The 12,388-nt window shown below is 72.5% G+C and carries 9 protein-coding genes and 1 pseudogene; 7 read left to right on the top strand and 3 right to left on the bottom strand.

Annotation, left to right across the window (positions count from 1 at the left end; all coding sequences use genetic code 11):
• Nucleotides 1-19: 19 nt before the first annotated feature.
• Nucleotides 20-694 carry a pyridoxamine 5'-phosphate oxidase family protein gene (locus ACIHEJ_RS08890; protein WP_400133367.1) on the bottom strand — a complete coding sequence of 225 codons (675 nt, stop codon included), beginning with the start codon at nucleotides 692-694 and terminating at the stop codon, nucleotides 20-22.
• 170 nt (nucleotides 695-864) lie between these two features.
• On the opposite strand from ACIHEJ_RS08890, the gene ACIHEJ_RS08885 reads away from it, so the two are divergent.
• From ACIHEJ_RS08885 to ACIHEJ_RS08865, 5 genes and pseudogenes are all read left to right on the top strand, one after another.
• On the top strand, nucleotides 865-2,148 hold the full coding sequence (locus ACIHEJ_RS08885) for an FAD-binding protein (protein WP_400133366.1): 1,284 nt from the start codon (nucleotides 865-867) through the stop codon (nucleotides 2,146-2,148).
• A 98-nt stretch (nucleotides 2,149-2,246) separates the two neighbouring features.
• Nucleotides 2,247-3,512, top strand: a complete 1,266-nt coding sequence (locus ACIHEJ_RS08880; protein ID WP_400133365.1) for an ROK family transcriptional regulator — start codon at nucleotides 2,247-2,249, stop codon at nucleotides 3,510-3,512.
• 11 nt (nucleotides 3,513-3,523) lie between these two features.
• Nucleotides 3,524-5,383, top strand: coding sequence for a glycoside hydrolase (locus ACIHEJ_RS08875; protein ID WP_400133363.1), 1,860 nt, complete (start codon nucleotides 3,524-3,526; stop codon nucleotides 5,381-5,383).
• Nucleotides 5,384-5,387: 4 nt separating this feature from the next.
• A pseudogene (locus ACIHEJ_RS08870) lies at nucleotides 5,388-5,727 on the top strand (ABC transporter permease subunit); the annotation flags it as partial.
• 12 nt (nucleotides 5,728-5,739) lie between these two features.
• Nucleotides 5,740-8,631, top strand: a complete 2,892-nt coding sequence (locus ACIHEJ_RS08865) for a glycoside hydrolase family 2 TIM barrel-domain containing protein (RefSeq protein WP_400133361.1) — start codon at nucleotides 5,740-5,742, stop codon at nucleotides 8,629-8,631.
• 128 nt (nucleotides 8,632-8,759) lie between these two features.
• On the opposite strand, the gene ACIHEJ_RS08860 is transcribed toward ACIHEJ_RS08865, so the two are convergent.
• Entirely contained in the window at nucleotides 8,760-10,016 is a 1,257-nt protein-coding gene (locus tag ACIHEJ_RS08860) for an MFS transporter (RefSeq protein ID WP_400133359.1), read from the bottom strand.
• Nucleotides 10,017-10,182: 166 nt separating this feature from the next.
• Between ACIHEJ_RS08860 and ACIHEJ_RS08855 the strand changes: the two genes are divergently transcribed.
• Both ACIHEJ_RS08855 and ACIHEJ_RS08850 read left to right on the top strand, forming a co-directional pair.
• Nucleotides 10,183-10,779 (top strand): TetR/AcrR family transcriptional regulator, encoded by a 597-nt coding sequence (locus ACIHEJ_RS08855; RefSeq protein ID WP_400133357.1) that lies wholly within the window; start codon nucleotides 10,183-10,185, stop codon nucleotides 10,777-10,779.
• Nucleotides 10,772-11,488: an alpha/beta fold hydrolase gene (locus ACIHEJ_RS08850; RefSeq protein ID WP_400133356.1), complete on the top strand. Its 717-nt coding sequence runs from the start codon at nucleotides 10,772-10,774 to the stop codon at nucleotides 11,486-11,488. The genes ACIHEJ_RS08855 and ACIHEJ_RS08850 overlap by 8 nt, the downstream gene beginning before the upstream one ends.
• Here the strand turns inward: ACIHEJ_RS08850 and ACIHEJ_RS08845 are convergent.
• A complete protein-coding gene (locus ACIHEJ_RS08845) occupies nucleotides 11,422-12,231 on the bottom strand; it encodes an isocitrate lyase/phosphoenolpyruvate mutase family protein (RefSeq protein WP_400133355.1) in 810 nt (269 codons plus the stop codon). The genes ACIHEJ_RS08850 and ACIHEJ_RS08845 overlap by 67 nt on opposite strands.
• Nucleotides 12,232-12,388: the final 157 nt, after the last annotated feature.

The following is a 12,388-nucleotide window of genomic DNA, read 5'->3' as shown; positions in this document are numbered from 1 at the left end:
GTATGCCCCTGCCTCCGGCTCAGCCGTGCCGGGTCCCCGCGCGGCGCGCGACGTGGTCGGGTACGGCGATGCCGGGCGGCAGCGACGGGTCGGGCCGCGGGGCGCCCCAGGCCGCGGTCAACGGCAGGACGCCCGCCCACAGGCCGAGGGCCGCGTCCGGGCCGTCGCCGTCGTCGGGGGCGCCGGCCCGGATCTTCACGGAGGCCTCCTCCAGACAGAGGGCGAGGAGGGTGGTGGCGGCGAGCTCCTTGCGGTTCGGGCGGCGGGCGTAGGACCACTGGCCCGGCGCGGAGTGCTCGGTGAGCCGGCGCAGACCCTCCAGCTTCTCCTCGGGGTCGGTGACCTTGCGGGCCGCGCCGTGGATCATGGCGCTGCGGTAGTTCACGCCGTGCTCGAAGACGGACCGGGCGAGGACGAGCCCGTCGACGTGCGTGACGGTCACGCACACCGGGGTGTCCTCGGCGAGACTGCGGCTGGCCACGGAGCCGTGCAGGTACAGCCACCGGTCGTCCCGCCCGTACACCGTGGGCACGACCACGGGGCGCCCCTCGACCACCACGCCCAGATGACAGACGAACCCGGCGTCGAGGACCGCCTCCAGCTCCGACCGGTCCAGGCTGCCCTGCTCGCGCAGGCGGCGGTGGCGGGTGCGGTCGGTGACCGGGAGGCGGCGGGGCAGCGGTTCCGTAGTCATGGATCGTGACGGTATTCGATATTCCCAGCCCGTGCCCAGATAATTTGCGGATAACGCATCTCACCGCTGCTTGAACGACGAAATCCGCAATGGCTTCGGGCTGCGGATCACGGCGGCTCGCGGCAGGTGAGAAGGTCGCTGCACACGCACTCTCCGGGAGGACCACACGGATGACGAAGGCAGCGCGGACCGCGGGACCGGTCACCAACTGGGCGCGCACCATCACCTACACCGCCAAGGAGGTCCACCGGCCCCGCACGCTCGACGCGCTCAGGGCACTGGTCGCGGCCGGCGCACGGGTGCGGGTGCTGGGCAGCGGACACTCCTTCAACCGGATCGCCGACCCGGGCGCGGACGGCATCCTGGTCTCCACCGCCGGACTGCCGCCGGTGCTCGAGGTGGACACGGCGGCGCGCACGGTACGGGTGTCGGGCGGGGTCCGCTACGCCGAGCTGGCCGACGCGGTGCACGCGCACGGCCTCGCCCTGCCCAACATGGCGTCGCTGCCGCACATCTCGGTGGCCGGGTCGGTGGCGACCGGCACCCACGGCTCGGGCGTCGGCAACGCGCCGCTGGCGTCGGCCGTCCGGGAGGTGGAGCTGGTCCTCGCGGACGGCTCGACGGTGACGATCGCCCGGGGCGACGCGCGCTTCGACGGTGCCGTGACCTCGCTCGGCGCGCTCGGCGCCGTCACCGCGCTCACGCTGGACCTGGAGCCGGCCTACGCGGTGGAGCAGCATCTGTTCACCGAACTACCGCTGGAGAACCTGGACTTCAACGCCGTGATGGCCGCCGGGTACAGCGTCAGCCTGTTCACCGACTGGCGGGAGCCGGGCTTCCGGCAGGTGTGGGTCAAACGGCGCACCGACCAGCCGGCGGTGCGCTTCCCGTGGGCGGCGCCCGCGACCGAACCGCTGCACCCCGTGCCGGGCATGCCGGCGACCTACTGCACCGAGCAGCTGGGCGCACCCGGGCCGTGGCATGAACGGCTGCCCCACTTCCGGGCGGAGTTCACCCCGAGCAGCGGGGAGGAGATCCAGTCGGAGTATCTGCTGCCGCGGACGGCGGCGCTGGAAGCGCTGTATGCGATCGACGGTATCCGGTCGGCGGTCGCCGGAGTACTGCAGACCTGCGAGGTGCGGACCGTCGCCGCAGACACGCAGTGGCTCAGCCCCGCCCACGGACGGGACTCGGTCGCCCTGCACTTCACCTGGGTGCGGGACGAGGCGGCCGTTCTCCCGGTGGTGCGCCTGCTGGAGGAGGCGCTGATCCGCTTCGATCCACGGCCGCACTGGGGAAAGGTGTACGAGATCCCGCCGGCGGTGGTCCGTCGACGGTATACACGCGTCAACGACTTCCGCACCCTCGCCCGCTCCCTGGATCCCGCCGGCAAGTTCACCAACACCTTCGTGCGGAACATCCTCGACGACGACTTCATCCACCCCCTTTCCTAACCCCTTGTCGAAGGCCTCTCCCAGCCCATAGCCTGACGCCCGCGCCGGGGCTCGAAGTCCCCCCGGCCCGGCCCGGACGGCAGGGGAGGGGCAGCTGCGTGAAGCGCACATCACGTGACATCCGCACCGCGAACCGCTACGAGGTGCTGCGCCAGATCATCGCCGAGTCCCCCACCTCCCGGCAGGAGTTGGCCGCCGCCACCGGGCTGAGCCTCGCCACGGTCGCCACGCTCGTCGGCGAGCTGCTGGACCTGCGCATGATCACCGAGGTCGGGTTCGAGGACTCGGCCGGCGGCCGGCCGCGCGGTCTCGTCGCCGTCGACGCGTCGGGGGGTGCGCTGATCGGCGTGGACATCGCGGAGACGTACGTCCACGTGGAACTGTTCGACCTGGCGCTGAACGTGCTGGCCCGCGCCGAGGAGGACATGCGGCCGGGTGAGAGCCGCCCGGAGCGGGTGGTGGGACATGTGGCCGCCGCCGTCGGCTCGGTGGTCGCCCAGGCCGGGGTCGAGACGGCGCGTGTCCTCGGCGTCGGGGTGAGCGTGCCGGGGCAGGTGGACCGGGGCAGAGGCGTCGCCGAGTACGCCCCCAACTTCGACTGGCACGACGTGCCGCTGCTCGACCTGCTCGCCGAGCACATCGCCCACCCGCTCCACCTGGACAACCCGTTGCGCGCCTGCGCGGTGGCCGAGCTGTGGTTCGGGGCGGCGCGGGGCCGGGGGGACGCCGTGGTGGTGAACCTCGGCACCGGGGTCGGCGCCGGGCTGGCCCTCGGCGGCGGGCTGCACCGGGGCGTGAGCAACAGCGCCGGCGAATGGGGGCACACCACGCTCGTACTCGACGGACGGCTGTGCCACTGCGGCAACCACGGCTGCGTCGAGACATATGTCGGGGCACCCGGCATCATGCAGAACCTGCGCGAACTCAGCCCCGACTCCCCCCTGTTGCACCCCGAGGACCAGACCGCCACCATCGCCGCGCTGGCCCGCGCGGTCGCCGCGAACGACCCGGTCGCGGTCAAGGTCGTCCGGGACACCGCCCGTTACCTCGGCGCCGGCATCTCCGACCTGGTCAACCTCCTCAACCCCGAAGTGGTCGTGCTCAGCAGCTGGGTCGCCTCCCGGCTGGGCGAGCCGCTGCTGGCCGAGGTCCGGCGGGCCGTAGCCCGGCACGCGCTGCGCCGGCCGCTGGCCGCCACCGAGATCGTCCTCTCCCCGATCCCCACCGACCCGGTGTCCCTCGGCGCGGCCACGTTCGCGCTGGAAGGGGCGCTGCAGTCCGTCGGGCAGAGGCAGGCGGGCCCCGCCGACGGCACCACCCGGCGCACCGCCCCCGCAAGGAGCCGTACCGCACCGCCTTCATGACGACGGAAGGGATGCACGTGTCACAGCCCCGCACCGCTCACCTCCGCGCAAGAGCCCTGCTGCCGGCGGTCTCGGCCGCGCTGGCCGTCACCGGAGCCCTGCTCGGCTCCCCGTCCGCGCGTGCCGCCGACGCCCCGGCCGCCGCGGAGGTCTCCCCCCACGCCGCCCAGACCATCGACGACATCGGTGTCTCGGGCGCCTGGTGGGTCAACGACCTCCAGCACTTCGACCCCGCGGTCCAGGCACGAGTCGCCCGACTCCTCTTCTCCGCGGACGGGCTGGACCTGAGCGCGTACCGCTACAACATCGGCGGCGGCGGTACCGCGGTCACCACCCCCGCACGCGCTGCCGAGGACTTCCTCGGAACCGACGGCTCCTACGACTGGAACAGGGACGAGGGCGGCCGTACGTTCCTGAAGTACGCCGCGCAGTACGGCGTCAAGGACCTGATCGGCTTCGTCAACAGCGCTCCCGCCCGGTGGACGACGAACGGCAGGAGCTGCGGCGGCCGGCTGAAGGCGGAGAACGAGGCCGACTTCGCCACGTACCTCGCGGATGTCACGGACCACTTCGCACGCCAGGGCGTGAAGTTCGACTACATCAGCCCCTTCAACGAGCCGGACAACAGCTTCGCCGACTGCGGCCAGGAAGGCATGCCGGTACCGGTCGACCAGCGCGACGACATCGTGCGCGCGCTGGGCGCCGAGCAGCGGGCCCGGCACCAGCACACCGGCATCATCGCGGACGAGTCGAGCCGGACGACGCAGTTCACCGCAGAAGTGCCGCAGTGGATCGCGCAGCCGGGCACCGCACCGTACGTGTCCAAGCTGGCCCACCACACGTACGACGACCCCGACGACGGCCGGCTCGGCAACGTCTACGAGACGTCGAAATCGGTCGGCAGGACGTCCTGGGCCACCGAGATCTGCTGCTTCGGCAAGGGCGGGACGGGCTGGAACCAGGAGTACGACCCGACCATCGACAACGCCCTGCTGATGTCGAGGATCGTCTACAAGGACTTCGCGACCTCGCACGACTCGGCGTTCCAGTGGTGGGTGGCGCTCGCCGACGGTTACGGCAGCGACCCGGCCACGAAGAACGACGAGGGCTGGAACGACGGACTGATCTACTACGATCCCGACTACGCGGCGAACGGCGACCAGAAGCTGTACTTCACCAAGCGGTACTACGCGCTGGGCCAGTACAGCAAGTTCGTCCGGCCCGGCGCGGTGGCGCACAACGTCACCGGGGCACCGGCAGGCGTGGAGGTGTCGGCGTACGACCGGGACGGCAGGTGGGTCGTCGTCGTCAACAACCACAACACCACCGGCACGGCCCTGAACCTGCACTTCGCCGGCGCGACCCCGCTGCGGGCGGCACGGGCGGTACGGACGTCCGCCGACGAGAACTGGGCCGAGGTCGCGAAGCCGTCCGTCAGCGGCGGAGCCGTCACCACCACCCTCGCGCCCCGCTCGATCACGACGTACGTCCTCGACCAGAAGGGGCACGGCAGTGCGGCGCTGACCGGTGCGCTGGCCGGCAGGCAGTCGGGCAAGTGCCTGATCGCCGACGCCTCCGGGGCCGCGATCGCCTCGTGCACGGGCGCGGCGGGCCAGTCGTGGTCGTACGACGCGCGGGGCACCCTGAAGGGTGCCGACGGCTATCTGACGGCCGGGAGTTCCGGGCTGACGACGAGTGCCACGGCCACCGGCGACGGGAACCAGCGCTGGCTGCTCAACTCCGACGGGCAGATCGTGAACGAGGCATCGGGCAGGTGCCTCGACGTCAGCGGACAGGCGACCGCCGACGGCAGCAAGGTGATCCTGTACAGCTGCAACGGCGGATCCAACCAGGTCTGGTCCAGGCAGTAGTACCCCCGAGGAACTGGCGGAGGAGGCGCGCGTGGACGGGCTCGGCCACCGGGGCGCGTACGGGCGCGTCGTCGTGCCGAACCCGCTGACCTCCTTCGCGGCGATCGCCACGATCACGTTCCTCGGCGGCTGGAGCGCCTTCCTGTGGCCACTGGTCGTCGGACAGGACCCCGACTCGGTGGACCGTGCAGGTCGCCCCCTCCTCCTCCACGACCCACCCCACCGTCGTCTTCCACCGGATCTGCATGGCGACCGCCATGTCCGTCCTGCCGCTGCTGCTCGTGTTCCCCTTCCTCCGGCGCCGGCTGGTGCAGGGGACCGCGCCGACCGGCATCAAGGGCTGAGCTAGGAGACCGATGTCCTTCCGCAATCCCACCGCAACCGATTACGTCGAGGACGTCTCACCGGGCTCCGGGGCGCTGCCGCCCCGCGCCTGGTACGCGTCCTCGGACGCCCCATCACTCACCCTGAACGGCAGTTGGCGCTTCCGGCTGTCGCCGACGGCCGACGCCGAGGACGACTCCTTCGCCGCGGAGGGGTACGACGCCGGTGACTGGGCGGAGATCGCGGTCCCCGGCCACTGGGTCCTCCAGGGGCACGGCTCCCCGGTCTACACCAACCACCTCTACCCGTTCCCGGTGGACCCGCCGCGCGTGCCCACCGAGAACCCGACCGGCGACCATCTGCGGGTCTTCGACCTGCCGGAGGACTGGCCCGACCTCACCGAGGGCGGGGCGGTGCTGCGCTTCGACGGTGTGGAGTCCTGCGCCCGCGTCTGGCTGAACGGCACGGACCTCGGCGAGTTCAAGGGCTCCCGGCTGCCGCACGAGTTCGCGGTCGGCCATCTGCTGAAGACGGTCGGCAATGTACTGGCGGTCCGGGTCCACCAGTGGTCGACGGGCTCGTACCTGGAGGACCAGGACCAGTGGTGGCTGCCCGGTATCTTCCGCGACGTCACCCTGCTGCACCGGCCGGCCGCCGGCGCCCTCGACTTCTTCGTGCACGCCTCCTACGACCACCTCGCCGGCACCGGCACCCTGCGTGTCGACTCCGACGTGGACGGCCAGGTCACCGTCCCGGACCTCGGTATCGACGTCGCGACCGGCGAGAGCGTGACCGTGCCGGTCGAGCCCTGGTCGGCGGAGACACCACGGCTGTACACGGGTGAGCTGGCCACCGAGGGCGAGCGGGTGCCGCTGCGCATCGGATTCCGTACCGTGGCGCGGACCGACGGCCTGATCGAGGTCAACGGCACGCCCGTGCTCTTCCGGGGCGTCAACCGGCACGAATGGCACCCGGAGAGGGGACGCGCCCTCGACCTCGCCACCATGCGCGAGGACGTCCTGCTGATGAAGCGGCACAACGTCAACGCCGTCCGCACCTCGCACTACCCGCCGCACCCCGCCTTCCTCGACCTGTGCGACGAGTACGGGCTGTGGGTGATCGACGAGTGCGACCTGGAGACGCACGGTTTCACCGAGCAGGCCTGGCGGGACAACCCCGTCGACGACGACCGCTGGACCCCGGCCCTGCTGGACCGGGCGGCCCGGACCGTCGAGCGCGACAAGAACCATCCGTCGGTGGTGATCTGGTCCCTCGGCAACGAGGCCGGCACCGGGCGCGGCCTGACGGCGATGGCCGAGTGGATCCACGGCCGCGACCCCTCCCGGCTGGTGCACTACGAAGGCGACCTCACCTGCCGGGACACCGACGTGTACGCACGGATGTACGCCGACCACGCGGAGGTCGAACGGATCGGCCGGCACCTGGACGGCGGCACCCGCAAACGCCGCTCACTCCCCTTCATCCTCTGCGAGTACGGCCACGCCATGGGCAACGGACCCGGCGGACTCGCCGACTACCAGCGGCTGTTCGAGACGTACGACCGGTTGCAGGGCGGATTCGTCTGGGAGTGGATCGACCACGGCATCGCCCATCCGGAGCTGGGCTACGCCTACGGCGGCGACTTCGGCGAGGAGCTGCACGACGGCAACTTCGTCTGCGACGGCCTGCTCTTCCCCGACCGGCGGCCCTCGCCCGGCCTGGTCGAGTACAAGAAGGTGATCGAGCCGGTCGGCATCGCGGGCGACGGCACGGACGGCACGGTCCGCGTCACCAACAAGCACGACTTCGCCGACCTGTCGGCGCTGGCCTTCGTCTGGTCGTACCAGGTCGACGGGGAGACCGTGGACTCCGGCACGCTGTCGGTGCCGGCGCTGGCACCGGGCGAGTCCACCGACGTCAAGCTGCCCGCACCGCCCGCGGGGGCGCCGGCCGGCGAGGCCCACTGGACCGTCCGGGCCGTCCTTGCCTCGGACACGCCGTGGGCGCCGAGGGACCACGTCGTCGCCTGGGGCCAGATCCAGGTGTCCGAACGCCGGGCGCCGTCGCTCGCGGCGACCGCCCGGCCGGAACCCGGCGACGGGGTGATCAGGCTCGGCCCGGGCACCTTCGACGCCCGTACCGGCGCCCTGACGTCCGTCGGTACCGTGGCCGTCTCCGGTCTGCGCCTGGACGTGTGGCGGGCCACCACCGACAACGACGACGGAGCCGCCTGGCAGTCCGACCTCCGCTACGGCCTGCTGTGGCGCAAGCTGGGCCTGCACCGGATGCGGCACCGGCTGGACGCGGTGGAGGTCGGCGAGGATGCGCTGACGGTCCGCACCCGAGTGGCGCCGGCCGCGCGGGAGATGGGGCTGTCGACGGTATACCGCTGGACGTCGGACGGCGACCGGCTACGGTTGACCGTATGCACCGTCCCGGAGGGTGACTGGAGCGTCCCCCTCCCCCGGCTCGGCATCCGCTTCGGATTGTCGACGGCCGACCGTGTGCAGTGGTACGGCGGCGGGCCCGGTGAGGCGTATCCGGACACCAGGATGGCGTCTGCGGTCGGCCGTTGGCAGTCGACCGTAGACGATATGCAGACGCCGTACGTCCGTCCCCAGGAGAACGGCGCCCGCATCGACGTCCGCTGGGCCGAGCTCGGCGGTCTGCGGATCGAGGGCGACCCGGAGTTCTTCCTCACCGCCCGCCGCTGGACCACCGAGCAGTTGGACGCTGCCACCCACCGCACCGATCTGGTGCCGGGCGCCGCGGCCGACAGCGGCGCCGCCGCGGGGGTCTGGGTCAACCTCGACCACCGCCAGCACGGCATCGGCTCCCAGTCCTGCGGCCCGGCCCCGCTGCCGCAGTACCACCTGCGGGCCGAGTCCGCGGAGTTCTCCTTCGTCTTCTCGCGCACCGATTGACCGACACGGTCCCGACGCACCCCGCGGCCGGCCGGCTCTCACCCGGGTCGGCCGCGGGGTGCGTCGTGCGCGGCCCGGGTGACCGGCCGGGTCGGGCTGCCCGGCCCGTCCCACGCCGGCATCGGAGGTCAGGCCGTGCGGATCGGGGTGAGCAGGGCCGCGAGGGCGATCAGGACGCAGGCGCTCCCCGCGGTCAGGGCGGCCGGTGCGGTGCCCCATTGTCCGGCGGCCCAGGTGAGGAGGGCGGCCCCGACGGGGGCCGCGGAGTACTGGAGGGTCCAGTAGGCGGAGGTGACCCTGCCGAGCAGGGGTTCGGGGGTGATCTCCTGGCGCAGGGACATCGAGCAGGTGCCCGCGACACCGGCGCCGGCCAGGAAGGCGGCGCTGAGCACGGCGACCCCGGACACCGTGCGGACCGGACCCAGGGCGGCGCAGGCCAGTCCGCACAGTGCGACCGCGCCGATCCAGGTGGGACCGAAACCGAGCCGTCGGCGGACGCGGGCGACGAGCAGGGAACCGGCGATGGTGCCGACCGCGCCTGCCGCCATGACGGTGCCGACGGTGTCGTCACCGTGACCGAGGTCGTGCTTGAGGTGGTAGACGACCAGATCGGTCAGGCCGAAAGTGAGGAAGCTGAAGCCGAACAGCAGCAGCGTCAGCGCGCGCAGCAGCGGATGCCGGCGCAGGAACGAGACGCCGGTGCGCAGGTCCTCCCGGACAGTGCTGCCGCCCGGCGCGGGGGTGTCGTCGCCGGCCCGCGCGCCCAGGCGTACTCCCCGCAGGCAGGCGGCGGAGACCGCGAAGCTGGCCGCGTCGACGGCGACGGCCGTGGCAGGACCGGTCCGGGCGGCGACCAGTCCCGCGCACAGCGGTCCGAGCACCCCGGCCGCCGCCGCGGTGGCGTTCAGCCGGCCGTTGGCCTCGGTGAGACGGGCGGTGCCGACGAGACCGCGGACGACGGTGACGTAGCCGACCGCGAAGAACATGCCGACGGCCTCGCAGACCGGCAGCACCGCGTACAGCAGCCAGATGCGGGGGCCGAACGCCCACACGAGCGGGATCAGGCCGTAGAGGGCCATGCGGACGAGGTCGCAGCTGATGAGGAGCCGGCGCCGGTCCACCCGGTCCACCACGGTGCCGGCGAAGACCGCGGCGAGGACGGCGGCGGCTCCGCCGACGGCGGTCAGCAGCCCCATGCGGGCCACCGACCCGGTGGCCTCCAGGACCAGCAGGGGCAGGGCGATCAGGGCGAAGGAGTCGCCGAGCACGGAGAGGGTCTGCGCGGCCCAGAAGACGGTGAAGTCTTTCTGCCGCCAGAGGGGTCGGGGGCCGTCACGGTCCGGCACCGCCGCCGGTCTGCCCGCTCCTCGCTTCTCTCGCTTCACCGTCCCCCCTTCGCACCGTCCGGCCACCTTAAGCCGCCGGGGCCGCCGCGGGGTGCCGACTCCGGTGTCCCTAAACAGGTATGACAGGTCGTCGACTTCCCTGAATCCTGGTATACCTAGGCTGTAACCTAGAGAGCCTAGGAAAGTTGAGGGAAAGGCAGACGCCATGGCCCGAGCGGGCCTCACCGCCGACCGCGTCGTCGCGGCCGCTGCCGAACTCGCCGACGAGGCCGGGTTCGAGAACGTCACCCTGTCCGCACTCGCCCGCCGCTTCGGTGTGAAGGACGCCAGCCTGTACTCCCACATCCGGGGCCTGGACGACCTGCGTACCCGGCTGGCGCTGTGCGCGGGCGGCGAGCTGATCGACCGGATCGCGGTGGCCGTGGCCGGCCGCGCCGCCAAGGACGCCCTGGCCGCCTTCGCCGACGCCTACCGCGCCTACGCCCTGGAGCACCCCGGCCGGTACGCCGCCACCCAGATCCGGATCGACCAGTCCCTGATCGCCGGCTCCCCGGCGCTGCGCCGCACCGCCGAGATCACCTACGGGATGCTGCGCGGCTACGGCCTCGAAGAGCCGGACCTGACGGACGCCGTGCGCCTGCTGCGCAGCACCTTCCACGGCTACTGCGTCCTCGAGTCCGCCGGCGGCTTCGGTGCGGACCGGGACGTACGGGCGTCCTGGGAGAAGGCGATCGACGCCCTGCACCTGACCCTCGTCCACTGGCCGCGCGAGACGGCACCGGAGGAGACCGACGATGACTGAGACGCCTTCCCACGACATCACGGGCAGCGGTCCCGTGCTGCTGATCATCCCGGGCGGAGCCGGGCATCCCATGGGGCTGGGGCCGCTGACCGAACGGCTCGCGGCGCGCTTCACCGTGGTGACGTACGACCCCCTCGGTCTCGCCCACGGCCGGCTCGGGGAACCGGTTCCCGAGCAGCGCGTGGCCGACTGGAGCGACGGGGCGCACCGGCTGCTCGACGAGGTACTGCCCGCCGGCGAGTCCGCCCACGTGTTCGGGACCAGCTCCGGCGGCATCGCGGCCCTTGACCTGCTCGCCCGGTATCCGGAGCGGCTGGCGCACGTGGTCGCGCACGAGCCGCCGTGCGTGACGCTGCTGCCGGACGGGGACGAGCGGCGGGCCGAGCTGATCGACCACCTGGACGGACCCGAACGGCCGCCCGCGGAGGGCGAGTCGGCCACCCCGATGGGGGTCTTCCTGGCCCGTGTCCTGCGCCCGTTCAGTGCTCACGGTCCCGCCTTCACCGCGGGCCCGGGCCGACTCACGCTCGCGGCCGGAACCGGCTCGCGGGGACAACTCCTCCACCGGACCACGGAGTTCCTCGCCGAACGGCTGGGCGGCGCGTTCGTGGAGTTCCCGGGCGGACATCTGGGCACGCTGGATCAACCGGTGGAGTTCGCCGACCTGCTCGCCGAGACGCTGCGCTCCAGCGCCCGGACCTCGGCGTAGGAGGGCGTCGTACCGGCGGGGGCGCGCCCGCCGGCGATGTCGGCCACCGCGTCCAGCGCCGCGCCGAGCGCCCGCCGGTACAGCAGTGAGCCGAAGCTGACCCGGCGGACGCCGAGGTCGGCGAGGTGGCGGACGGTCGGCCCGGCGGGCGAGTAGAGGATGTTGAGCGGCGCCCCGAGGTGGCGTACGAGGGTGGCGATCCGGTCCGGGTCGCTCAGTCCGGGCACGAACACCCCGTCGGCACCGGCCTGCTGGTAGGCGTCGAGCCGCCGCAGGGTCTCCCGTTCGTCCCCGTCGCCCGACCAGTGGGTGTCGGTGCGGGCGTTGACGAACAGCCCCGGCACGGCCGCCTTCACGGCAAAGATCTTCGCGGCGTGCCGGTCGCTCGGCCCCAGGCCGTCCTCGAGATTGATGCCGGCCGCCCCCACGGCCCACAACTGCCGTGCCAGCTCGGCCACGTCGTCCGGGTCGTCGCTGAAACCGGCCTCGGCGTCCACCGAGAGGAGGTACGGCTCCGGGCCGAGCGTCATCGCGAGGTCCAGGGTGTGCTCGCGGGTCGCCGCCTCCCCGTCGGGCAGGCCGACCGCCGCCGCCACGGCGAGGCTCGTCGTGCCGATCGCGGGGAACCCCCGGGCCGCGAGGACGGCGGCCGAGGCGTGGTCCCAGGCGTTGGGCAACAGCAGGGGCTCACCCGGGCGGTGGTGCAGTCCGGCGAAAGGCGTCACGGTGGGGTCTGCGGTCATACGGCCAGGCTAGGCACGGGACTGTTCGGCGCCGACCGAACCGTACCGACAGGTGACGGACCACCGGCTACCGGCTACCGGCTACCGGCTACCGGCTACCGGCTACCGGCTACCGGCTACCGGCTACCGGCTACCGGCTACCGGCTACCGGCTACCG

The sequence above is a fragment of the Streptomyces sp. NPDC052301 genome (genome assembly GCF_044593395.1).
Classification (GTDB): domain Bacteria; phylum Actinomycetota; class Actinomycetes; order Streptomycetales; family Streptomycetaceae; genus Streptomyces.
Note: the sequence above shows the minus strand (reverse complement) of the source record. Positions and strands in the feature narration are given on the sequence as shown.